The following is a 23,114-nucleotide window of genomic DNA, read 5'->3' on the forward strand; positions in this document are numbered from 1 at the left end:
GCGCGCTTGAGCTTCCTCACTTAACTCAGCGCTCAACTCCAAGTAGAGCCTTTCCTGCTTATCCGCAGATGGCGCCCGGGGCTTAATCCCGGCACCACCTGAGGACCACCGTCGCGCTTGTTTGCAGCAGTCCGTGACGGGTGTTCAAGGGACTTCGTAGCGAGGTGCCCAATGAAAATCACTTTCCGAATGTGCCACAGGTTGCACTCATCGCTTGCTCAGCCGTGCGTGCTGCTCGCGCTGTGTGCGGTGCTTTACGGCAACGCAGCCCATGCCAGCCTCGAACCCGTGTTGGAGGCACGCATGACTGTCTGCACGGCACACCTGCAAAGCGTGGAAGAGCTGATGATTAGCCGTATTCAGCACATCGAAAACAGTGTCGGTGGTGAGCTCAGGCGCCTGCCTGAGCTGGAGGCCGCACGCGGGCGTCTGCAGCGACAGCTGCAACAGGAACGCCAGCGCTACCAATCCCTACCGTGGCGACCTGAACACGACCAGGCTCTGCGCGGCATCAGTAACGAGATAGCGGCTGTCCAATACTGCATTGCCATCGGCCGCTCGGCCGAGCGCCAGATCGCAGCAGTCAAGTCGCTGTTGGCCTCGTCACGCGAAACCAGACAGAGCATTACCCACGACGTTGACGATTTCCTGTTTGCCGGCGACGAGTGCGCAGCAAACACGGCCAATCCGCGCAAATGCCAAGCCGATGCCCTTGCCCTGCTTGAGCCGCCTGCTCAAGCCAACCTGATCGCCGGCCGGCGTCTTCTGGAAAAAGCCTGGTCGCCTTTACGCGACCAAGGCGTGCGCTTCCCGACCTCCTGGGAAGTGGACTGCAGCCCCGATAACCCACCAAAAAGGCCATTCCCATGAGCGAAGTCATTCCATTCATCAGCCGCAATGCTCGTATCGATAGCGCTATAAGCAGCCATATCGAAGCGCTGAGCACCGCCACACCGCTGCGCTTACCTGTCGAGCAGACTGCGCTGGTCGCCAACTATGTCGAGAAGATCGAAGGCACCTATGACACCAGTCGGGCCAAGCACGATACCGACCATGCCATCGACCTGCTCTACATCGCCTACAACACCACGCCCCAGGAGCAGGGAGACATCCGCGTCAGGATCGGCTCGATCATGAATGACTTGATCACCGCTCAGCAGGAGAGTGAGCGAAGCATCAAGAGCGCTATTCGCGTCGCCAATAGAATCGGCACTACCTTGCGCAACTGCCTACCCGACTGGCTGGACGTGAAGGAAGGCGGTGACCCGGAGCAAATCAAGGAATTCGTCACCGCTGATTTGCTGGCCATGGCCAACGAAATCACCCAAGCGGCAATTACCGTGCGCGACAGCCTTACCACGATCGCAGACAGATACGATGTCATCATCCGTAACACCGCCGAAGCGACCGCACGCAGCGAAGTCGCGCTAAGCGATACCATTCAGGCAGATAGCAAGCTGCAGAGCGAACTCGTCATCGCTAATGCTCGGCGCGAGATGCTCGAGGGTCTGGTCACCGACTTGCAGCAACAGGTTGCCCGCTATGAAAAGCTGGCGCAAGAATACGGATCACAGGCGAAGACCGCCGAGCAAAAATCGTTCTGGGCGTCGCTTTTGAAGACCGGCGCACAGATGCTGGGGGGGCTGCTGCCCATGATAGCCATGGGAGCTACCGGCGGCGCATCGGCCGTGATTGGCGGCGCCTCGATGGCGGCCGCAGCGGGGCTTGGCCAGCAGAACCAGGCCGATGGCCTGCACAAAGATATCCAGATGAAAAAAGCGCGCTCCGAGCTGCGTGCGGAGCAAACGCTGCTCAACGAGCAGTGTGACAAGTTGAAGTCAAACCTGGATGACTTGAGCAAGCGCAACGCCGACGCCGCTGATCCGGCCAAGGGTACCCTCGATGGCCGTATCAGCGATGTCCAGGCCGACCTTGAAAAGGTAGCCGCACGGCAAGGCGAACTCAGCCAGGAGCTGTCACGACTGGAGGAGGCGCTCAAAGCCATCGGCGAACATGCCGCATCGCTGAGTGATGAGCAACGCAAACAAGCAGGCAATTTGCGCGACATGCAGATGCAGATGCTCGTTAAAGCCGAGGAGTACGAAAATACCCGCCGTGAGCAAGCTTCCGAGCTGGTAAACCTCACTGCCCTGCTTGCCGGCCAGCGGAACGAGAAACAGAACATCGAACTTGCCGTTCGATCGTTGAACCTGAGCGTGAGCGCACTCAAGCGGACCAAAGAGATCGTTGAAGAAATGGCGTTTTTCTTCAAATCATTTTCCGACTTCATGCAGATCATCCTTGACCAGGCGACGGACCAGGTTTCCAGCTATGAGAGTGCCGGCAATAGCGCACGGCTGCGTGCCAATCGCCTGGCCCAGTTGGTCCGCTCTACCGACGAATTCTTTATCAGCCAGGCAGGACAGTGGCTGGCGGTTGGCGTGGTATCGGACCGATTTGCCCAGACCTTCAAGGATGGCTGGAGCAAACTCAACAAGCTGTCAGGCACGTACATTACTGGCCAGGAGCTGCCAGCGTATCTGGACCAGGCTTCTTTCACCCTGAAAATGATCATCGACGATCGTGAGAAGGCCAGTCATCAGCGCTTGGTCTACCTGGCCAGCTACCGCGACGAATTGAGCGCTTGATCCCGCAGCGCTGATAGCCCGCTGGTAACCAACCCTACTGGTCGGCCCCTCGAGAGCCGACCAGTTGCTGCAGCCATGACTGATGGCGCTTGTGCCTTACGCCCTGACACCAAGCATGCCGCGCTCGACGATAAAGTCGATCACCGCTTGCAGCCCTTCGCCCTTTTTCAAGTTGCTGAACGTCCAGGGCCGCTCTGGACGCATGCGATTGGTATCACGTTCCATGACCTCAAGCGATGCGCCGACATAGGGCGCCAGGTCAGTCTTGTTGATCACCAACAAATCCGACTTGGTAATCCCTGGGCCGCCCTTGCGCGGAATCTTCTCGCCCTCGGCAACATCGATGACGTAAATGGTCAGGTCGGCCAGCTCGGGGCTGAAGGTAGCGCTGAGGTTGTCACCGCCGCTCTCGACGAAGATAACCTCAAGGTTACCGAACTTGCGCGCCAGTGCCTCCACCGCAGCCAGGTTCATAGAGGCGTCTTCGCGGATCGCCGTATGCGGACAGCCGCCGGTCTCCACGCCGACAATCCGCTCGGGCTCCAGGGCGCCGGCTTCGGTAAGAATGCGTTGATCTTCCTTGGTATAGATGTCATTGGTGACCACGGCGATCTGGTAGTGATCACGCATGGCCTTGCACAGGGCCTCGAGCAGCGCAGTCTTGCCGGAGCCGACCGGGCCACCGACACCGATGCGCAGGGGTTGCTGATAGCTTTGCATGTTGGCAGTCCTCAAGAACGGAACAAACGGGTGTATTGGGTTTCGTGACGCGACGAGGCGATGGCCAGCAGCGGCAGGCCGCCGCCCAACTGCTCGTCGTCCAGCTCCAGCGCCATGTCCAGCACCGCCGGCAGTTCGGCGGCCAGGTCGCGCAGTACGGTCTGCGCCGCCTGCTGGCCAAACGGCACCAGCTTGACGCCGGCCATGACCGCGCCTTCCAGCCAGGCAAAGCCGAGTCCCAGCGCCAGCTGGCGTAAAGGAATTGCCCAGTGCACGGCGAGCCATGCCATCGCGCCTAGCTGGGTGAGTTCAAGCTGCGGCCGCCAGGCAAGGTCTTGCCCAAGCTGCCAGCCGTCAAGAATGCGCGCCAGCGCGTAACCCCGCTGGCGCTCTTCAAGGCGCAGCTCGGCGGTCTCGCGATTGGCCAGGAGAAACTGACTCCAGTGCCCGAAAGCCTCGACGTCAGCACGCTCGCACGCGCGGTACAGGCGGGCCAGCAGCGGCCAGTCGAGATAACCGAGGGTGTCGTGCAACTGCTCACGCTGCCAGTTGCAGAAACCTTCGGTGGTGCTTACCCAGCCGGCCTCGACCGCCCACTCCAGCCCTTGCGAGTAGGTGAAGCCACCCACCGGCAAGCCCGGGCTGGCCAGCTGCAGTAAACGCAGCAACGCCAGGTCGCTGCTCATCAGCCGACCAGCATGACAGCGGCCGACGCCAGCAGGCCGCCGCCACAGGCTTTCTGCAGCTTGGCGTGGCGGCGTAGTAGGCAACCGACGGTAAAGCCCGCGGCGAGCAACAAACCGCTGACGGTAACGAACCCGGCACTGAACAGCCAGAAGGCGCTTGGGGTTGCTTCAACGCCATGTGCCCAGCCGTGGAACAGCGCGAACAGCGGCATTGCCAAGGCCAGTAACACTTGCCGGCCAGGTACCAGCAACGCCGCTGCTGCCACCAATAGCGAGCCGACGATCATGCTTTCCATGCCCAGCACCCCACCGAACAGATGGCCAAACACAGCACCGGCAAACATCGCTGCCAGGGTTGCCAGCGGCAACAGCAGGTTGCGCCGGGTCAAGGCCGCCAGCACGCCGGTACCGAGCAACATCAGCAAGTGATCAAGGCCGGTCAACGGATGCAGCAGGCCATCGTGCAGCGGGCTGCTGTCATGACCGGGGTGCGCGAAGGCCGGTACGGCCACCAACAGCAGGGCAAGGGCGAGTGTCTTTTTCATCTGGGTTCCTTATTAGTGGGCAGCGGGCATACGCACGAAGGGGTGATCATTGCCGTGGGCATGGCTGTGTGGCGCACTCTGGTAAGCGCCGGCTTCAGGCTCGAACGGTGCCTGCTCGACCGTGACCTGCAGGCCAAGGCCACGGACCATGTCGTCCAGCACATAGTCATGCTGATAACGCAGCAGGCCCGCATCGATCTGCAACGGCACGTGGCGGTTGCCCAGATGATAGGCCGCCCGCGCCAGCAGCAACGGGTCGCTGCAGCGCACGGTCGAGACCGACTCGGCAGCAGCCAGCACGCGCACCAGGTGCACGCCGTCGGCATCGCCGAGTAGCTCGCCGCCACGCAGCAGGTGGCCACGCTCAAGCATCAGGCCGGCATCACGGCCATCGTCCAGAGTCACCCGCAGGCGGCTCTTGATCCGGCTATCGACACTCAGGGTCACCGTGCCGGTAATCGTCTGCTCGGCACTGTCGGCGGCACTGATGCGCCGGTTGAGAACAATCATGGGTGCTCCTTCAAAACAGAAAATAGCGCTGCGCCAACGGCAGTTCGCTGGCTGGCTCACACACCAGCAGCTCACCGTCGGCACGCACCTGATAGGTTTGTGCATCGACTTCGATCTGCGGTTGCAGCGTGTTCAGGACCATGTCGCGCTTGCGCACCTGGCGGCAGCCCTTGGCCACGCCGATCAGGCTCTGCAGGTTGAGCTGCTCGACCACGCCCTGATCGAGCGCTGCCTGCGACACGAAAGTCATGCGTGTGGCATGGCGAGCGGCGCCCAGTGCGCCGAACATCGGCCGGTAGTGCACAGGCTGCGGCGTTGGAATCGAGCCGTTGATATCGCCCATCGGCGCGGTGACGATCATCCCGCCCTTGATCACCAAGGCCGGTTTGACCGCGAAGAACGCAGGTTTCCAAAGCACCAGGTCAGCCAGCTTGCCGACTTCCAGCGAGCCGACTTCATGGGCGATGCCGTGGGTCACTGCCGGGTTGATGGTGTACTTGGCGATGTAGCGCTTGACCCGGAAGTTGTCACTGTAGTCGCTGTCGGGTGCCAGCGGGCCGCGGCGCAGCTTCATCTGATGGGCTACTTGCCAGGTGCGAATCACCACTTCGCCAACTCGGCCCATGGCCTGCGAATCGGACGAGGTCATGGCAAATGCGCCCATGTCATGGAGGATGTCCTCGGCGGCAATCGTCTCACGGCGAATGCGCGACTCGGCAAACGCTACGTCTTCGGCAATGCTTGGGTCGAGGTGATGGCAAACCATCAGCATGTCGAGGTGTTCGTCGACGGTATTGACGGTGTACGGCAAGGTCGGGTTGGTCGACGAAGGCAGCACGTTGGCCTGCCCTGCTGCGCGGATGATGTCCGGGGCATGGCCGCCGCCGGCGCCTTCGGTGTGGAAGGTATGAATGGTGCGGTCGCCGATGGCGGCAAGAGTGTCTTCGATACAGCCCGATTCATTGAGTGTGTCGGTGTGGATCGCGACCTGGATGTCCATCTCTTCGGCCACGCTCAGGCAGCAGTCGATCGCAGCCGGAGTCGATCCCCAGTCTTCATGCAGCTTGAGCCCGACTGCGCCAGCAGCGATCTGCTCGCGCAGCGCTTCAGGGCGCGAGGCATTGCCCTTGCCGAGCAGGCCGATATTGATCGGCAGGCTGTCGGCCGCTTGCAGCATGCGCGCCATGTACCAAGGGCCAGGTGTGCAGGTAGTGGCGTTGGTGCCGGTGGCCGGCCCGGTCCCGCCGCCGATAAACGTGGTTACGCCACTGGTGAGGGCCTCTTCGACCTGCTGCGGGCAGATGAAGTGGATATGCGAGTCGATGCCGCCAGCGGTGACGATCTTTCCCTCGGCGGCGATGACCTCGGTGCCAGGGCCGACCGGTACGGTGACGCCAGGCTGCACATCCGGGTTGCCGGCCTTGCCGATCATGGCAATCCGCCCGTGTTTGATGCCGATGTCTGCCTTGACGATGCCCCAGTGGTCGATGATCAGTGCGTTGGTCAGGACCAGGTCCATCGCCTCGGCCGCCAGCATCTGGCCCTGACCCATGCCGTCACGGATGACCTTGCCGCCGCCGAACTTGACCTCTTCACCATAGATGGTGAAGTCTTTCTCGACCTCGACCCACAGCGCCGTGTCCGCCAGGCGTACCCGGTCGCCCACGGTCGGGCCGAACATGTCGGCATAGGCGCGACGCGACAGCCGGCTCATGCCCTGCCCTCCAATGGGCCCATCACCTGGCCCTGAAAACCATATATCTCGCGCTTGCCGGCGTAGGCCACCAACTGCACGGTACGCGCCTGGCCGGGTTCGAAGCGCACCGCGGTGCCGGCCGGGATATCCAGGCGAAAGCCCAAGGTCGGCTCACGCTCGAACACCAGTGCGTCGTTGACTTCATAGAAGTGGTAATGCGAGCCGACCTGAACCGGCCGGTCACCGTGATTGGCAACCTTGACGCTGACCGTTGCCCGGCCCACGTTGAGCTCGATGTCGCCAGCGGCGACTTGGATTTCACCCGGAATCATGCCGGCCTCCTCAGACGATAGGGTCATGAACGGTCACCAATTTGGTGCCGTCAGGAAAGGTTGCCTCGACCTGCACGTCATGGATCATTTCCGGTACGCCGGGCATGACCTGATCGCGCCGCAGCACCTCACGGCCAAGACTCATCAGTTCGGCGACGGTACGGCCATCGCGGGCCCCCTCCATCACCGCGGCGCTGATCAACGCCAGGGCTTCCGGGTAGTTGAGCTTCAGGCCACGGCCCAGGCGGCGCTCGGCCAGCAATGCGGCAGTGAACAGCAGCAGCTTGTCTTTCTCTCTGGGGGTCAGTTCCACGGCGTCTCTCTCAGGTAGCCCAGATGCGCGGCGGGCATGGCGCCAGGCCGAGAACGGCCGGGCGCAGCACATGCCAAAGGCGCTGCAGGGTGTGTTGCAGATGTTGGTTGTCGTGATCGAGTAGGCGGATCACCAGCAGCTCGCCCAGCAGAGTTGCCCCGACCGGGTTGCCAAGGCTGTCGAGCAGCTCGCGGACCTGCTCCAGCAACGCCTGGTCAGCGGGCGCGGCGCAAAAGGTCGCCAGCAGTGGATGCCCGCCGACCTTGTCCAGGCGCCCGCCCTCGATGCGCAGGCGCTCGTGCAGGCCCGGATCACCCGGCAGCTCGACGCGCAGGCGGCTGTCCAGCGCGCCTTGCTCGAAGCGCTCGTTCATTACCGGACGGCCCAGGCATAGCGTTTCCCAGGCGAGCAAACGCGCGCCAGGCTCCAGGGTGAAGCGGCTGTCCAGGCTCGCCCTGGCGCCGGAAAAGAAGATGCTGTCCTGAGGCAGCCATTCCAGGGTGCTCCCGGCCTGCAGGTGAAAGTGCTGATGCAAGCGCGCGGTCGGGCCGATGCTGCGGTAGAACTTGCTCGCACCGGGCATGGTCAGCAGCGCGTGGCTGCCGGCTTCCAGCTGGATGTCCAGCTCAAGCCGGTCGCCGGCGACGATGCCGCCTGGCGGGTGCAGGATGTACACGTGGCATGGGCTGCCTTCCGGATAAAACGGTCGTTGCACCAAAAGAGGTCCGAAATGCTTGCGCGCACCAAGGCGGGTCACGCCGTCGCGTTGCACAAAGCGCAGTTGCAGGTAGGCGCTCCACCCGCTGTCGTCGTCTTGCTGCTCGATCTGTTGCGCCAAAGACATCCTGGCCCCCTGAAAATCCCGGCCCTGCGGCCTTGAGCCGATCAGCATGGCGCCGTTGCGCGCCGCGTCTGACCAGTCGATCAATTTTGCTTGGGGGATGCTTTGCAGATTGCGGGCCAACTTTGCCCTGGCGCGAGGCACAAACCGCTCTGGCAAGAGGCACCGGGGCGCATGCCGCACACTTAGAGGGCGTCGCCCGGCCCCGTTTCAGTGCTGCCAGGTTGGTGCTGGAGGACGCGAAGCGGGTTACAGTAGCGCCTTCAGCTGACCAAGGAAGTCACCATGCAATTAGCCCCTGCCATCCCGATCCTGCGGATCTTCTCGGTCGACAAGGCCAAAGAGTTCTATCTCGATTTTCTCGGGTTCACGCTCGATTGGGAGCACCGGTTCAGCCCGGATCTGCCGCTGTACGCACAAATCCGTCGCGATGGGCTGATCCTGCATCTGTCGGAACACCACGGTGACGCCTCGCCCGGCTCGACCATCTTTGCCCGCATCGACGACCTGCGCGCGCTGGAGCGTGAACTGCAGGACAAACAGTACGGCTATGCCCGCCCCGAGGCCGAAACCGTCGATTGGGGCCTGCAGATGCAGATCTGGGATCCGTTCGGCAACCGCCTGCGCTTCTGCCAGCAGAGCGAAGACTAACTGTTGCCCTCGGCCAGCCGGCCTGGCCGGGTCAGGCTTTACCCATGCCAGGGTATCCGCTAGGCTTGGCCTTCATCCCTTCAAACAGGTATTGGTCCAATGCGCCATTGATGCCGCCGTCACCTCGACGGCCAGCCTTCAGCCCTCAGCTCTCGCCTGGGGATGTCGCGGCATGAGTGGAGTTGTGCATGACCAATACCTCGATCCTGACGCTGGACGGCGTCACCCTGGCCTTGCCCAATGGCAGGCAGCTGTTTGCCCCTATCAGTGAATCCTTCGACCAACGCCGCACCGGCCTGGTCGGTGTCAATGGCGTCGGCAAGAGCCTGCTCGGGCAGATCCTCGCCGGCTCGCTGGCACCCAGCGAGGGTCGCTGCCTGCGCAGCGGCCGGGTGCATTACCTTCATCAACATTTTGTAAGCCAGTGCAGCACAGTGGCAGAGCTGGCGCAGGTGGGTTCGGTCGTTGCTGCGCTGCAGCGCATAGAAGCAGGCAGCGCTGACCCGGCAGATTTCGACGTAGTGGCTGAACGTTGGGATATCCGCGAGCGAGTGCAAGCCCAGCTGGACCGCCATGGGCTCGGCCAGCTTGAGCTGGAGCGCGATGCAGCGAGCTTGAGCGGGGGCCAGGCGATGCGTGTGGCGCTGATCGGCGCGCTGGTTGGCCAGGCCGATTATCTGATCCTTGATGAGCCGAGCAACCACCTCGACGTGGATGCTCGCGAGCAACTGCACCAGATGCTGCTGGGCTGGGTCAAAGGCCTGCTGGTAATCAGCCACGATCGCACCCTGCTTGGGCACATGCAGCGGATTGTCGAGCTGACCCCGCAAGGCCTGCGCAGCTACTCCGGTGACTACCGGCACTATGAGCACGCCAAAGCGCATGAACAGGCGTGTGCCCTGCACACCCTTGATCGCCTCAAGCACGAACGGCGCCGTCAGACGCAGGTGCTGCAACAGCAACGCGAGAGCCTCGAGCGACGGCAAGCCGACGCGGGGCGCCAGGCCAGACAGGCCAATCAAGCAAAAATCCTTATCGGCCGTCAGCAGCAGCGCAGCCAGGCCACTGCCGGTAGACAGCAGCGCGAACACCAGGCAGCCGAGGCCAAGCTGCACGCGCAACTGCGCCAGGCCAACAAGCAGGTAGAACGCAACAGCCCCATCGTCATGCACGCGCCGGACGCTGGCCGCAGCCAAGGCAAATCGGTGCTGAGCGTCAGCGGCTTGCAGTTGCCCCGGGGCAGCCAGGCGCCGCTCGATCTACATCTGCGCAGCGGCGAGCACATGGCTGTGATCGGTGCCAACGGGACCGGCAAATCGACACTGTTGAAGGTGCTGGCGGGCCAGCTCCAGGCCAGCGCAGGTAGCTTTCAGGTATACGGTGAGGTCGCCCTGCTCGACCAACATTACAGCCTGCTGCCCGCCGAACTGAGCGCCCTCGCCTTCCTGCGCCTGGCCAACCCAGGGCTGGCCCACAGCGAGGTGCGGACCCGCCTGGCGCAATTGGGCCTGGACGCGGCAAGGGTGGAGATGCCCACTGCCCTGCTCAGCGGTGGCGAACGGCTCAAGGCCGCTCTGGCCGGGCTACTCTACCGCCAGCGGCCGGTCGACCTGCTGCTGTTGGACGAACCGAGCAACCACCTCGACCTGCCGTCGCTGCTGGCGCTGGAACGGATGCTCGATCAGTTCTGCGGTGGCCTACTGGTAGCCTGCCATGACCAGGCCTTTTTACAACGCCTGCAACTGCACGATTCGCTGCGGCTTGGATGAATCTGAGACTGGACGTTTCCGATCTGCGGCGGATGTATTATCGTGGCGTGGTGCGCAAATAACAGCAGCCCGAGTGATCGGGCATCTGCAAGACAATCGAGGGTGTCATGAGTAACGAGAGCATTAACTGGGACAAGCTGGGCTTCGACTACATCAAGACTGACAAGCGCTTCCTGTCCGTGTTCCGCGATGGCGAGTGGGACAAGGGCACCCTGACCGATGACAACGTGCTGCACATCAGCGAAGGCTCGACCGCCCTGCACTACGGCCAGCAGTGTTTTGAAGGCCTCAAGGCCTATCGCTGCAAGGATGGCACCGTCAACCTGTTCCGTCCGGATCAGAACGCCCTGCGTATGCAGCGCAGCTGCGACCGCCTGCTGATGCCGCGGGTGCCGACCGAGCAGTTCATCGAAGCCTGCAAACAGGTAGTCAAGGCCAACGAGCGGTTCGTGCCGCCACACGGCAAGGGCGCTCTGTACCTGCGTCCGTTCGTGATCGGTACCGGTGACAATATCGGCGTGCGTACCGCACCTGAGTTTATTTTCTCGGTATTCGCGATCCCGGTCGGTTCGTACTTCAAGGGCGGCATGACCCCGCACAAGTTCCTGATCTCCGATTTCGACCGCGCCGCGCCGCAGGGCACCGGTGCCGCCAAAGTCGGTGGCAACTACGCGGCAAGCCTACAGCCGGGCTATGAGGCGAAGAAAGCCGGCTTCGCCGATTGCATCTACCTCGACCCGCTGACCCACTCGAAGATCGAAGAAGTCGGTTCGGCCAACTTCTTTGGCATCACTGCCAACAACGAGTTCGTCACGCCGAAGTCGGCTTCGGTACTGCCGGGCATCACCCGCCTGTCGCTGATGGAGCTGGCCGAATCGCGTCTGGGCCTGAAGGTCATCGAAGGCGACGTACAGATCAACAACCTCGAGCGCTTCGTCGAGGCCGGTGCCTGTGGCACCGCGGCAGTGATCACGCCAATTGGTGGCATCCAGTACAACGGCAAGCTGCATGTGTTCCACAGTGAAACCGAAGTCGGCCCGGTCACCACCAAGCTGTACAACGAGCTGACCGGCATCCAGAGCGGCGACGTCGAAGCGCCGGCTGGCTGGATCGTCAAAGTCGCGTAAGCGCTAACGCCATGCCCTTGCGGGGCAAGTCTGCTCTCACTTACCGCGTGCGGTTGGGTGAGAGTGGGCTTGCCCCGTAGTGCTTTTTAGCCAGATGAATTTTTCTTAAATCGCCGTTTGGCTATTCTTTGGCACAATCGAACCTCAATTCGCCGCCCAGGAACCAGCATGCCCCGCGTACTGACCATCGAAGACGACGCCGTCACCGGCCAGGAAATCGTCGCTGAACTGACCAGCCACGGCCTGGATGTAGAGTGGGCAGACAATGGCCGCGAAGGCCTGGCCAAGGCCATTGCCGGTGGCTACGACCTGATCACCGTGGACCGCATGTTGCCCGAAGTCGATGGCCTGACCATCGTCACCACCCTGCGCAGCCTGAAGATTGCCACGCCGATCCTGATGATCAGCGCCCTTTCCGACGTTGACGAACGCGTGCGCGGCTTGCGTGCCGGCGGCGACGATTACCTGACCAAGCCGTTTGCCTCCGACGAAATGGCTGCCAGGGTCGAAGTGCTGCTGCGCCGTAACAGCGTACCGATGACCCAGACCCGCCTGCAGGTGGCGGACCTCGAGCTGGACCTGATCAGCCATGAAGCCCGTCGCGGCGAGCAAACGCTGAACCTGCTGCCCACCGAATACAAGCTGCTCGAATACCTGATGCGCCACGCCGGCCAGGTAATCACCCGGATGATGATTTTCGAGGAGGTGTGGGGCTATCACTTCGACCCAGGCACCAACCTGATCGACGTGCACATCGGCCGCTTGCGCAAGAAGATCGACGCTCCCGGCCAGTGCGCACTGATTCGAACCGTGCGGGGCTCGGGCTATGCCATTGCTGAACCCGTCTAAAGGCTGGAGCTCGTCCACCAGTCGCCTGCTGGCGCTGTACAGCTTTCTCTTCGTGGCCTGGAGCAGCATCCTCATGGGGGTGCTGTATTTCGAGGTTTCTAGCTACCTGAACAAGCTCACCCGTCATTCCATGCTGCAGCGTCAGCATCTGTTTGCGCACATGAGCGGCAAGCAGCTGGACGACGCCCTGATCGCCAGCCAGGCTTTCGAAGAGCGCAGTTTCGACGCCTATGGCCTGTTCGACGCACAGCTCAATCCACTGGGCGGGCGTATCCGCGCCATCCCCAAGGAGCTGCGCCTGGACGGCAAGGTGCATGAGCTCAAGCACTGCCTGGACAGCGCCGACCCGGGCATGATCCACGAGACCTGCGACGCGGTTGCGATCAAGGTGCAGGACGGTCGCTGGCTGGTACTGTTTCGCGACAACGGCTCGTTGTTCGTGGTCACGCGGATCATCCTGGATGCATTGCTGTGGGGCATCTCCCTGACCCTGATACCAGGCTTTGCCGGTTGGTACCTGCTGCGCAGGCGGCCGCTCAAGCGGATCCGCGCGGTGCAGGCCAGCGCCGAACTGATCGTGGCCGGCGACCTGACCCACCGTCTGCCATTGTCGGCTCGGCGCGATGAGCTGGACATGCTGGCGGCGATCGTCAACGCCATGCTCGACCGCATCGAGCGGCTGATGCATGAAGTCAAGGGCGTCTGCGACAACATTGCCCATGACCTGCGCACGCCCCTGACGCGGCTACGTGCGCAGCTGTATCGGATTCGCCAGCAGAGCGGCGAGGATTCTGCCCAGGCCGAGGCGCTGGATCAGGCCATCGGCGAGACTGACACGTTAATGGCGCGGTTTCGCGGATTGTTGCGCATCAGTGAACTGGAGGACCGCCAGCGCCGCGCCGGCTTCGTCCAGCTTGATCCACAGGCACTGCTGGTCGAGCTGCATGACTTCTACCTGCCGCTGGCCGAGGACCGCACTATCGAGCTGCAACTGGAGCAGCCAGCGCAGTTGTCGGCGCTGCACGGCGATCGCGAGCTGCTGTTCGAGGCGCTGGCCAATTTGGTCGGCAACGCGATCAAGTTCACCCCTGAAGGTGGCCAGGTGCGCATTGCTGCCAGTCAGGATGCCAGCGGCGTGCATGTAGCGATCGAAGACAGCGGGCCAGGCATCCCGGAACAGGAACGCACCGCCGTACTCAAGCGTTTCTATCGGAGTGAGGAAGGTCATCGCCACCCTGGCTTCGGCCTCGGGCTGTCGATAGTTGCAGCGATCGTTGACTTGCACGGCTTCACCCTTGAAATCGGTGAAAGCCAATGGGGCGGCGCCAGGCTGGCCCTGCACTGCCCGCTCGCCAGCTGAACACCGGGGCCGCATTGCGCGGCCCCGGCACTGCGGTCAGTCAGCCAGGCGCCAGGTGGTGGCGCCTTTGCTGTCCTCAAGCACCACACCCATCGCCGTGAGCTGATCACGGATACGGTCGGACTCGGCCCAGTTCTTGTCAGTCCGAGCCTGCAGACGCGCCTGAATCAGCGCCTCCACTTCAGCGGCGTCGACCTTGCCCTCGGCGCCGGCCCGCAGGAAGTCATCAGCCTCCAGTTGCAGCACACCGAGCACCTCACCCAACTCGCGCAGGCGCCCAGCCAGGCCAGCGGCAGCCTCGACGTCCGTGTCGCGTAGGCGGTTGATCTCGCGTACCAGATCGAATAGCACGGCGCAGGCTTCGGGGGTGCCGAAGTCATCGTTCATGGCCACACTGAAGCGCTCGACAAATGCCTCACCGCCCGCAGGAGCGACCCGTGGCAGGCCGCGCAGTGCGTGGTAAAAGCGCTCAAGCGCACCTTTGGCGTCGCGCAGGCTGTCTTCCGAGTAGTTGATCGCGCTGCGGTAGTGGCTAGCCACCAACAGGTAGCGGACCACTTCCGGGTGATACTTTTCCAGCACGTCACGGATGGTGAAGAAGTTGTTCAACGACTTCGACATCTTCTCGCCATTGATGCGGATCATGCCGCAGTGCATCCAGGCATTGGCGTACTGCTTGCCAGTGGCCGCTTCGCTTTGCGCGATCTCGTTCTCGTGGTGCGGGAACTCGAGGTCGCTGCCGCCGCCGTGAATGTCGAAGCTCTCGCCCAGGCAGCAGGTGGACATCACCGAGCACTCGATGTGCCAGCCCGGACGGCCCGGGCCCCATGGCGAATCCCAGCTTGGTTCGCCCGGCTTGACGCCCTTCCACAGGACAAAGTCGAGTGGATCCTGCTTGGCCTCGTCAACTTCGATACGGGCGCCGATGCGCAGGTCTTCGATCTTCTTGCGCGACAGCTTGCCGTAACCGACGAACTTGCCCACCCGGTAGTACACATCGCCATTACCCGGTGCGTAGGCATAACCCTTGTCGATCAGGGTCTGGATCATCGCGTGCATGCCAGCGATGTGCTCGGTGGCACGCGGCTCCTGATCCGGCGGCAAGATGTTCAGGCGGCGCTCGTCTTCGTGCATTGCATCGATCATGCGTGCGGTCAGCGCATCGAAGGTCTCGCCGTTTTCATTGGCCCGGTTGATGATCTTGTCATCGATGTCGGTAATGTTGCGCACGTAAGTCAGATCAAAGCCGCTCTTGCGCAGCCAGCGAGTGACCAGGTCGAAGGCCACCATGCTGCGGCCGTGGCCGAGGTGGCAGTAGTCGTACACGGTCATGCCGCAGACATACATGCGCACCTTGTTGCCATCCAGCGGCTTGAAGGCTTCCTTGGTCTTGCTCAGCGTGTTGTAGATGTTAAGCACGGCGATTCCTTAGCTGCCCCAGGAGTCACGCAGGGTGACAGTGCGGTTGAACACCGGGCGGCCCGGCTGGGTGTCTTTCAGGTCGGCGCAGAAGTAACCCTCGCGCTCGAACTGGAAACGGTCTTCAGGCTGGGCGTTGGCCAGCGAAGGTTCCGCACGGCAGCCGCTCAGCACCTGCAGCGAATCGGGGTTGATGTTGTCCAGGAAGCTGCCGCCCTCTTCGGTTTTCTCCGGGTTCGGCGAACGGAACAGGCGGTCGTACAGGCGTACTTCGCACTCGACGCTGGCCGCTGCCGGGACCCAGTGAATAACGCCCTTGACTTTGCGCCCCTCAGGGTTCTTGCCAAGGGTGTCCGGATCGTACGAGCAGCGCAGTTCGACGATGTTGCCATCGGCGTCCTTGATCGCTTCGTCGGCACGGATCACGTAGCTGCCGCGCAGACGCACTTCGCCGTTCGGCTCCAGGCGCTTGTAGCCTTTTGGCGGCTCTTCCATGAAATCGTCACGGTCGATGTACAGCTCACGGGCGAAGGGCAACGCGCGCACGCCCATGTCTTCTTTCGGGTGGCGTGGCAGCTCGAGGTTTTCGACCTGGCCTTCCGGATAGTTGGTGATCACTACCTTCAACGGCCGCAGTACACACATGGCGCGCGGCGCGGTGCGGTCGAGGTCATCGCGGATGCTGAACTCGAGCATGTTCATGTCGACCACTCCGTCCGAGCGGTTGGTGCCGATCATGTCGCAGAAATTGCGGATCGAGGCCGGGGTGTAACCACGACGACGGAAGCCCGACAGGGTCGACATGCGCGGGTCATCCCAACCCTGCACGTGTTTCTCGTCAACCAGCTGCTTGAGCTTGCGCTTGGAGGTGATGGTGTAGTTCAGGTTGAGCCGGCTGAACTCGTACTGACGCGGGTGCGCCGGCACTGGCAGGTTGTCGAGGAACCACTCGTACAACGGGCGATGACCTTCGAACTCCAGGGTGCAGATCGAGTGGGTAATGCCCTCGATCGCGTCCGACTGGCCGTGGGTGAAGTCGTAGTTGGGGTAGATGCACCACTTGTCACCGGTCTGGTGATGGTGGGCATGGCGGATCCGGTAGAGGATCGGGTCACGCAGGTTCATGTTCGGCGAGGCCATGTCGATCTTGGCCCGCAGCACGCGCTCGCCATCAGCGAACTCGCCGGCTTTCATGCGCGCGAACAGGTCGAGGTTTTCTTCGACGCTGCGCTCCCGGAACGGGCTGTTCTTGCCAGGCTCGGTGAGGTTGCCGCGGTATTCCTTGGCTTGCTCCGGAGTCAGGTCGCAGACATAGGCGTTACCCGACTTGATCAGCTCGACCGCCCAGTCGTGCAACTGGTCGAAGTACTGCGAGGCATAGCGCACGGGACCTGTCCAGTTGAAGCCCAGCCACTTGACGTCGCTCTGGATCGCGTCGATGTACTCCTGGTCTTCCTTGGCCGGGTTGGTGTCGTCGAAGCGCAGGTGACAGGCACCGCCGAACTCTTCGGCCAGGCCGAAGTTGACGCAGATCGACTTGGCGTGGCCAATGTGCAGGTAACCGTTGGGCTCCGGCGGGAAGCGGGTGACTATCTGCGTGTGCTTGCCCGAGTCCAGGTCAGCCTGAACGATCGGCCGCAGGAAGTTTGCAGGGACGGCGGGAGCGCCTTTGGCAGCGGCGTTGGGCGCGTTGTCGGCAGTGGGCTTGCTCATAGGATCCTTGAATGCTGGTGTTCAGCCCGGGTAGGCCGATTGAATCAAAGGGCCTATCATAGCCGAAGCAGTCAAGCTGCTGACAGCCGGGCGCCGACAAAGTGGCGCGATTTATCGCAACCCGGGCAAAATGGCGCCGCGCGCGCTGTGTCGCGGCAAGCCAATCCTGCGTCAGCTGATGTACGCGTGCTGCGCGCAGCCAATTTCTGTATGCCTTGAAGAGTGAATTTGAGCATGTCCCAAGTCAAACTGACCACCAACCACGGCGACATCGTCCTGGAACTGAACGCCGAGAAGGCGCCGCTGACCGTTGCAAACTTCCTCGCCTACGTCGAAGCCGGTCACTACAGCAATACCGTTTTCCACCGTGTGATCAAAGGTTTCATGATCCAGGGCGGCGGTTTTGAACCCGGCATGAGCGAGAAGAAAGACAAGCGCCCAAGCATTCAGAACGAAGCCGACAACGGCCTGAAGAACGACAGGTACACCATCGCCATGGCCCGCACCATGGAACCGCACTCGGCCTCGGCGCAGTTCTTCATCAACGCCTCCGACAACGGTTTCCTTAATCACAGCGGCAAGAACACCCAAGGCTGGGGCTACGCGGTATTTGGCGAAGTCATCGAAGGCAAGGACGTGGTCGACAAGATCGAAGCCGTTGCCACCGGTTCCAAAGCCGGCCACCAGGACGTGCCGAAAGAAGACGTGATCATCGAGAAAGCCGAGATCATTGGGTGATTCTGCTGATCTCTGATCTGCACCTGCAAGAAGAACGCCCGGAGATTACCCGGGCGTTTGTTGACCTGCTCGAAGGTCGCGCACGCCACGCCAGAGCGCTGTACATCCTCGGTGACTTTTTCGAGGCATGGATCGGCGATGACGCGATGACCCCGTATCAGCGGTCGATCTGCCAGGCATTGCGTAACTTGAGCGACAGCGGTACCGCTATTTACCTGATGCACGGCAACCGCGATTTTCTCCTCGGCGAGGATTTCTGTGCTGCCGCTGGCTGCACCTTGCTCGCCGATCCCAGTGTGGTCGATCTGGGCGGCGAGCCGGTACTGCTGATGCACGGCGACACGTTGTGCACCCGCGACGTCGGCTACATGAAGCTGCGCCGCTATCTGCGTAGCCCGCTGACGCTGTGGGTGCTGCGCCACCTGCCACTGTCCATGCGGCTCAAGCTGGCACGCAAGCTGCGCAGCGAAAGCAAGACCCAGACCCGCATGAAAAACACCGAGATTGTCGATGTCACGCCCGATGAAGTCCCGCGGGTGATGGCGGCGCACGGCGTGCGCACGCTGGTCCACGGGCACACCCACCGGCCGGCGATCCACAAGTTGCTGGTCGATGGCAGCCCGGCGCGCAGGATTGTTCTGGGCGACTGGGACCGTCGCGGCTGGGCTTTGCAGGTAGATGATCAGGGTTTCCAGCTGGCGCCGTTCGACTTCACCTGAGTCGTCGACATCGGCTGCTGCACTCACCAAGGCCGCTGTTGCAGATATCTGCGACAGCGGCCTTGTCTATCCCATCGCTTAATCTGCGCTGCTGACCGGCGCAGCCTTGTCGTGCTCACTGATGACCGACCGCCGATACTGCGGGTCAGCCTTGATCTGCGCTTCAGTGAACGCAAGCGGTGCCAGCTGCTTGGCAGCAAACGCGCGAGTCTGGTCGGCATGGTGCGCCGAGGCCGCTTCGCTGGACTGCGAAAACGCCAGCAAGCCCTGAGCCTGCGGCCCTTGCTCGGTGAAGCTGACGATTTGCAGGTAACTGGTGCCGCTGACGACCAGACGCTTGCCCTGCCCCACTGGCACACTGTACATGGCGTTGTAGACGCCCAGCTCCTGCGGTCCGCCTGGCACCGGGGTGCCGTCCGCCGCCTGTTGGATTTGCCCCCAGCGGCTGTCTGCGCTTATCCCGGATTGGTTTACCTGGTCTTGCGCGGCCAGCGCCGCCTGGTGCAGCAGCTTGCGTACAGCGGCCTGCTCGACGGCCAACCCACGCGGTGTGTGCTCTGGGTCGGCCGGATCATAGGCCACGCGCCAGCTCTGCGGATGCTCGGCCATCGCATCGGCGATCTGCTCGAAATACAGCAGACCCACGCCAGCATCCAGGTCAGCCTTGCCATTCCAGGCCTTGAGGCCTTGGCACAGCTGGGCAACGTCAGCCCCGCCCCCCTTGCACCAATCAAGCAGCTCCGGCAGCAGCAGGCTGGCCAGATAGACCTCATCATCAAACACCATGCCTTGCAGTTCAGCGACGCCGAGCTTGCCACGGCCCTGCAGCCGCTGCAGGGCGAAGCGGCCGCGCATGCTCAGGGGCTGATCATCGCGACTGACCAGCGGCGAAAAGCCCAGCAACGGCTGCGCCGGATTGCTCATCCGCGCTGGGTCATTGGAGTTCTGCACAAAGTCGCGCCGTTCAAGGCTCGGCAACAGTCGCGCCGGAACGATACCTGGCTGCGCCGCCTGTGGGTCGCTTTGCCACTGGCACGTACTGCGCGAGCCATCCAGTACCACCAGCTTGGTGCCGGCTGCCGGGTCGCTGCACTGCGCCAGCGTCTGCTGATCGACATAGGGTACAACCGATTGATTGAGGTACAACGACCGCCCGCCGGCATCGACTGCCAGCGTGTTGACCCAAGGAATCCCTTGCAGCTCAGCAACAGAGCCCCTCAGGGCGTCAAGGCTGTCGGCGCGGTTGATCCGATACCACTGCTGCAGCACTCGGCTGTTGTCCAGATTGGCATCGCGCAGGCTGTAGGCGTAGCGGTTGTCCCAGTCAAGCTTGCCTGGCCACTGCACAACCGGGCCGAACTTCGATGTGTAGACCTGCCGCTCGACCTCGCGCAGTGAGCCATCCTCGCCCTTGACCGTAACCCGCAGGGATTGCCGCGCCAGTGGCAGCGACTTGCCATCGAGCAAATAACGGGTTGCATCCTTAGGGTCCAGCTGCAGCCGGTAGAGCGTGAAGTGCTTGGAGGTATCGACCGTATGCGTCCAGGCCAGATGTTGATTGAAGCCGATATTGATCAGCGGCAGGCCCGGCAGCGCCGCCCCCATCACATTCAACCGACCTGGAATGGTCAGCTGCATCTGATAAAAACGCATACCGCCCATCCACGGGAAATGCGGATTGGCCAGCAGCAGCCCGCGACCATTGCTGGAGCGCTCCGAGCCCACCGCTACCGCGTTACTGCCACGCTGCATGGCGAACAGTGCCTGGCGCTCGAGCGCCAGCCTGAAGTCAGCGGCCTGACGCTGCGCAGCGAGCTTGGGCGGTGATGCGCCAACCAGCGCTTCGACGAACTGCCCGGCGCCGCCCTCGGCCAACAAGCGCCGGGTCAGCTTGACCAGATCCAGGCTGGTCAACGGTCGCACCCACTCACCCCCGCCGCACTCCGCCGGCAAGCCTTGCGCCCGCCGCTCGCCAAGCGCGCGATTGAAGCCGCTGGCATAGCCTTCGAGCAGGTTGTGCACCTCCACCGGCTGAGCCTGCAGAAAAGCACTGACTGCAGCGGGCGTGTTGAGCCAGGTGAAGAACAGATCACTGTCGAGGTTGTTGCGCTGCTCAACGGTTTTGCCCTGGCCGCCGAAATAACGCGAGCGTTCGCCGTTGACCGTCAGCACCTCATTGGCCAGCAGGCACAGGTTGTCCTGCGCATAGGCGTAGCCGATACCGTAGCCAAGCCCTCGCTCGTCGCTGGCCAGGATGTGCGGCACGCCAAAGCTGGTGCGGCGGATTTCGGCGCTGGCAGCAGCAGCGCTTTCACGGGGCTGGGCCAGCAGGCCGAATACCGCCAACGCAACAGCCACGCTCAACTGAGCGGGGCGGCGCAAATATAGCTTCACGGGCGTTCCTTGAGTATCTGAGATCATCCCGTTGAGACGAATAGCTGGACGAAAATTTTACGCATGCAGCCGTGCTGACACGTCTTGAACAGAATCAGCCGTTTATTTTTCCGGCAAAACTGCAGTTTTTCCAATCTCGTTCGTCTTTATCAATGAGGAACCATGATTTCGGGACAGCCCACGAAAAGGAGCATTCACATGTATCAGCCACAACAGGCCCCAGCCAAGCCGAACGGCGCAGCCAATGCCGGCGCTGGGCAACTTGCCGATAGTGAAGAGCGGATTGGCAATGAGCTGATTCGCGAGCTGCTGCGCACATATGGCCTGCGCACCAGCCTGATCCGACTGAAGGTGATCGATGCCTTGCATGCCGCTGATCGTAACGGTCGCAGTGTCGGTGTGCGCGGCATCCATGCGCAGCTTGAACAGCTCGACATCCCGTTGTCATTTCTGAGCGTGCGCGAAGTGCTCAAGCGACTTTGCGCCGAGGGCGTGATCAGCCTGGGCGGCGACAAGTGCTATAGCCTCAACCCAGAGGCACGCGTCGTACTCGAGTCGGCTCAAATGCGCTGAGCCGCCGGCCGGCCAGGATGGCCGGCCCGCTGGATTCAGGGTTTGACCTTGCGCCGCAACAAACCGTTGATCACCACTACGATCACTGCAATGGCAATGGCGCAGTACTGGAACGTCTGCTCGGTGATCGTTCCCTGCTTTTGCAGGTAGGAAAGCCCCAGCATCATGCCCAGTACCACTAGGATGATCAGGATCGAGTATTTCAGGCGCTGCACGTGTGTCATCGGGAGTTCCTTGCGACATCAGAGACATTGGGCTCACATGGAGCCGAGGCAATGATACAACGGCATCAGGCGCAGGCGTGTATTTCCTGCTGAGCCACATCCGCGTCTGCTGAAAGCATAGGGGTTCTACCCAGCCCATAGGTGGCCCCATGCTGAATACTTGTCTACGCATCCTCACTCTCTGGTTTGCCGCAGCGTCGGCCCTGGCCGTCGAGCGGCCAGCGCTGTCCGATGATCACCTGCATCAACTGGGTAGCCAACTCGCCCAAAGTGCCGGCTCAAGCCAGTGGCAACAACTGTGGCAACGCGTGCGCAACGCCGGTTACCTGAACCCCGAGGCTGACCAGCTGCACTTTCTCGTGGAGCAGCGCGAGCTTCCCCGCCTCGCCCGGGAAACGCTGGCCCACGCCGACCAGGCAGGTCTGCGCGGACACGCGCAAGCGTTGTACCGAAAAGACTTTGCGCCGACTGTGACAGGACGCATCAACGATCATCCAATGACCGCCCTGTGTTTGCTGGTCGACTACCGAGCACTCCCAGCAAGCATGGTCGACGCGCCCCACGCCTACCTAGCTGGCGTGAGCCTGCTGAGTAGCTATCCCTGTGACTGAGGGCAACCCTACCCATGGCAACTGTTCTGGCAGCGGAGCAAGAAGTTTCAAGGCGTACAGGCGGGCCCTGTCGCATAGTCCTACACCCCAATCTCTCGATCCCTGCGTCAAGCGCACCCAGGAACTACACACCTCGGTTCGCTTGACGCCTAGGACTGCCTGCACGGGTCATCGACAATCGAATCACGCCACGGGGCAAAAACCCCCGGCACGCTCTATCCAGTCATGGTCACGCACAGCGCAATCCATTACCCCCACGAGGGAGCCACACATGCAAATGCCAGACTTCAGCCGTATCGATATCGCCTTGCTGCCGCATTCACTACAGTCGCTCATTGAGTGTATCGGCATCGAAAATGCCTACAACCTGACCTGCGCCTATGGTGGGCGCCCCAAGTACATTCCCAAGCACCGCGACCGCACCAAGCTTGCAGAAGTGCTTCCAGCCGCAGCCCTGGACGCGCTGATAAAGCGTTTCGCCGGGGTTGCCCTGGAGATTCCCAAGGCCGACCACTTCCTGCGCCAACTGCGCAACTTGCAGATTCAGCAAGAGAGCGCCGATGGCCTCTCGCGCAGCCTGCTGGCCGACAAGTACGGGTTGAGCTTGCGCCAAATCGGCAACATTCGCCGTCAGGAAACCACGCCCGCTGAGCACCCCTAGTGCTAGCCAAGGAGC

Annotated in this window: 24 protein-coding genes; 12 read left to right on the plus strand and 12 right to left on the minus strand. The window is 62.2% G+C overall.

All coding sequences use genetic code 11. The features are described from left to right. Nucleotides 1-303: 303 nt before the first annotated feature. Nucleotides 304-870: a hypothetical protein gene (locus ACIOAU_RS05680; protein ID WP_188035839.1), complete on the plus strand. Its 567-nt coding sequence runs from the start codon at nt 304-306 to the stop codon at nt 868-870. Next, entirely contained in the window at nt 867-2,648 is a 1,782-nt protein-coding gene (locus ACIOAU_RS05685) for a hypothetical protein (protein WP_401180593.1), read from the plus strand. Before ACIOAU_RS05680 ends, ACIOAU_RS05685 begins: the two co-directional genes overlap by 4 nt. A 96-nt stretch (nt 2,649-2,744) precedes the next feature. Here ACIOAU_RS05685 and ureG read toward each other — a convergent pair whose 3' ends face one another. Genes ureG through ACIOAU_RS05725 form a run of 8 tightly spaced genes read right to left on the minus strand, consistent with a single transcriptional unit; the run spans nt 2,745 to nt 8,294 of the window. After that, on the minus strand, nt 2,745-3,368 hold the full coding sequence (gene ureG / locus ACIOAU_RS05690) for an urease accessory protein UreG (protein ID WP_101319033.1): 624 nt from the start codon (nt 3,366-3,368) through the stop codon (nt 2,745-2,747). 11 nt (nt 3,369-3,379) lie between these two features. After that, nucleotides 3,380-4,054, minus strand: a complete 675-nt coding sequence (locus ACIOAU_RS05695) for an urease accessory protein UreF (RefSeq protein ID WP_150569382.1) — start codon at nt 4,052-4,054, stop codon at nt 3,380-3,382. After that, nucleotides 4,054-4,599, minus strand: a complete 546-nt coding sequence (locus tag ACIOAU_RS05700; RefSeq protein WP_101319029.1) for a HupE/UreJ family protein — start codon at nt 4,597-4,599, stop codon at nt 4,054-4,056. The genes ACIOAU_RS05695 and ACIOAU_RS05700 overlap by 1 nt, the downstream gene beginning before the upstream one ends. A 12-nt stretch (nt 4,600-4,611) precedes the next feature. Next, the gene (gene ureE / locus ACIOAU_RS05705; protein WP_150571947.1) at nt 4,612-5,109 is read right to left on the minus strand and encodes an urease accessory protein UreE; all 498 of its coding nucleotides are present in this window, start codon (nt 5,107-5,109) and stop codon (nt 4,612-4,614) included. A 10-nt stretch (nt 5,110-5,119) separates the two neighbouring features. Next, complete coding sequence (gene ureC, locus ACIOAU_RS05710; RefSeq protein ID WP_150569384.1) at nt 5,120-6,823, minus strand: urease subunit alpha; 1,704 nt, start codon at nt 6,821-6,823, stop codon at nt 5,120-5,122. Next, nucleotides 6,820-7,137: an urease subunit beta gene (locus ACIOAU_RS05715; RefSeq protein ID WP_188036360.1), complete on the minus strand. Its 318-nt coding sequence runs from the start codon at nt 7,135-7,137 to the stop codon at nt 6,820-6,822. Before ACIOAU_RS05715 ends, ureC begins: the two co-directional genes overlap by 4 nt. 10 nt (nt 7,138-7,147) lie before the next feature. Continuing rightward, complete coding sequence (locus ACIOAU_RS05720) at nt 7,148-7,450, minus strand: urease subunit gamma (protein WP_101319021.1); 303 nt, start codon at nt 7,448-7,450, stop codon at nt 7,148-7,150. 10 nt (nt 7,451-7,460) lie between these two features. Further along, the gene (locus tag ACIOAU_RS05725) at nt 7,461-8,294 is read right to left on the minus strand and encodes an urease accessory protein UreD (protein WP_181107165.1); all 834 of its coding nucleotides are present in this window, start codon (nt 8,292-8,294) and stop codon (nt 7,461-7,463) included. Between the two features lie 282 nt (nt 8,295-8,576). Here ACIOAU_RS05725 and ACIOAU_RS05730 point away from each other — a divergent pair, with 282 nt between their 5' ends. The 5 genes from ACIOAU_RS05730 (at nt 8,577) to ACIOAU_RS05750 (ending at nt 14,047) form a co-directional block, all read left to right on the plus strand. After that, nucleotides 8,577-8,942 (plus strand): glyoxalase superfamily protein, encoded by a 366-nt coding sequence (locus ACIOAU_RS05730; protein ID WP_101319019.1) that lies wholly within the window; start codon nt 8,577-8,579, stop codon nt 8,940-8,942. Nucleotides 8,943-9,130: 188 nt separating this feature from the next. Next, complete coding sequence (locus ACIOAU_RS05735; RefSeq protein ID WP_188035837.1) at nt 9,131-10,711, plus strand: ABC-F family ATP-binding cassette domain-containing protein; 1,581 nt, start codon at nt 9,131-9,133, stop codon at nt 10,709-10,711. A 107-nt stretch (nt 10,712-10,818) separates the two neighbouring features. Continuing rightward, nucleotides 10,819-11,838, plus strand: coding sequence for a branched-chain amino acid aminotransferase (locus tag ACIOAU_RS05740; protein WP_150569387.1), 1,020 nt, complete (start codon nt 10,819-10,821; stop codon nt 11,836-11,838). Nucleotides 11,839-12,006: 168 nt separating this feature from the next. Then, nucleotides 12,007-12,687 carry a response regulator transcription factor gene (locus ACIOAU_RS05745; RefSeq protein ID WP_101319013.1) on the plus strand — a complete coding sequence of 227 codons (681 nt, stop codon included), beginning with the start codon at nt 12,007-12,009 and terminating at the stop codon, nt 12,685-12,687. Beyond that, nucleotides 12,665-14,047, plus strand: coding sequence for a sensor histidine kinase (locus ACIOAU_RS05750; protein WP_401180603.1), 1,383 nt, complete (start codon nt 12,665-12,667; stop codon nt 14,045-14,047). The genes ACIOAU_RS05745 and ACIOAU_RS05750 overlap by 23 nt, the downstream gene beginning before the upstream one ends. Before the next feature lie 36 nt (nt 14,048-14,083). Here the strand turns inward: ACIOAU_RS05750 and cysS are convergent, their stop codons facing one another. Continuing rightward, complete coding sequence (gene cysS, locus ACIOAU_RS05755; RefSeq protein WP_150571941.1) at nt 14,084-15,466, minus strand: cysteine--tRNA ligase; 1,383 nt, start codon at nt 15,464-15,466, stop codon at nt 14,084-14,086. A gap of 9 nt (nt 15,467-15,475) precedes the next feature. Beyond that, complete coding sequence (locus ACIOAU_RS05760; protein WP_101319007.1) at nt 15,476-17,179, minus strand: glutamine--tRNA ligase/YqeY domain fusion protein; 1,704 nt, start codon at nt 17,177-17,179, stop codon at nt 15,476-15,478. Between the two features lie 234 nt (nt 17,180-17,413). Between ACIOAU_RS05760 and ACIOAU_RS05765 the strand changes: the two genes are divergently transcribed. Both ACIOAU_RS05765 and ACIOAU_RS05770 read left to right on the plus strand, forming a co-directional pair. Next, nucleotides 17,414-17,917: a peptidylprolyl isomerase gene (locus ACIOAU_RS05765; protein ID WP_101319005.1), complete on the plus strand. Its 504-nt coding sequence runs from the start codon at nt 17,414-17,416 to the stop codon at nt 17,915-17,917. Then, entirely contained in the window at nt 17,914-18,636 is a 723-nt protein-coding gene (locus tag ACIOAU_RS05770; protein ID WP_101319003.1) for a UDP-2,3-diacylglucosamine diphosphatase, read from the plus strand. The genes ACIOAU_RS05765 and ACIOAU_RS05770 overlap by 4 nt, the downstream gene beginning before the upstream one ends. A gap of 78 nt (nt 18,637-18,714) precedes the next feature. On the opposite strand, the gene ACIOAU_RS05775 is transcribed toward ACIOAU_RS05770, so the two are convergent. Next, nucleotides 18,715-21,030 carry an acylase gene (locus tag ACIOAU_RS05775; RefSeq protein ID WP_401180608.1) on the minus strand — a complete coding sequence of 772 codons (2,316 nt, stop codon included), beginning with the start codon at nt 21,028-21,030 and terminating at the stop codon, nt 18,715-18,717. A gap of 198 nt (nt 21,031-21,228) precedes the next feature. Here ACIOAU_RS05775 and ACIOAU_RS05780 point away from each other — a divergent pair, with 198 nt between their 5' ends. Next, nucleotides 21,229-21,603, plus strand: a complete 375-nt coding sequence (locus tag ACIOAU_RS05780) for a fe2+ zn2+ uptake regulation protein (protein ID WP_401180611.1) — start codon at nt 21,229-21,231, stop codon at nt 21,601-21,603. A 35-nt stretch (nt 21,604-21,638) separates the two neighbouring features. On the opposite strand, the gene ACIOAU_RS05785 is transcribed toward ACIOAU_RS05780, so the two are convergent. Next, complete coding sequence (locus tag ACIOAU_RS05785; protein ID WP_101318997.1) at nt 21,639-21,827, minus strand: hypothetical protein; 189 nt, start codon at nt 21,825-21,827, stop codon at nt 21,639-21,641. Between the two features lie 149 nt (nt 21,828-21,976). Between ACIOAU_RS05785 and ACIOAU_RS05790 the strand changes: the two genes are divergently transcribed. Further along, complete coding sequence (locus ACIOAU_RS05790; protein ID WP_224785507.1) at nt 21,977-22,438, plus strand: hypothetical protein; 462 nt, start codon at nt 21,977-21,979, stop codon at nt 22,436-22,438. A gap of 271 nt (nt 22,439-22,709) precedes the next feature. Beyond that, nucleotides 22,710-23,099: a Mor transcription activator family protein gene (locus ACIOAU_RS05795; RefSeq protein WP_101318993.1), complete on the plus strand. Its 390-nt coding sequence runs from the start codon at nt 22,710-22,712 to the stop codon at nt 23,097-23,099. The last annotated feature ends 15 nt before the right edge of the window (nt 23,100-23,114 follow it).

It is taken from the genome of Pseudomonas sp. NPDC088322 (genome assembly GCF_044740745.1).
GTDB classification, from domain to species: domain Bacteria; phylum Pseudomonadota; class Gammaproteobacteria; order Pseudomonadales; family Pseudomonadaceae; genus Aquipseudomonas; species Aquipseudomonas shirazensis.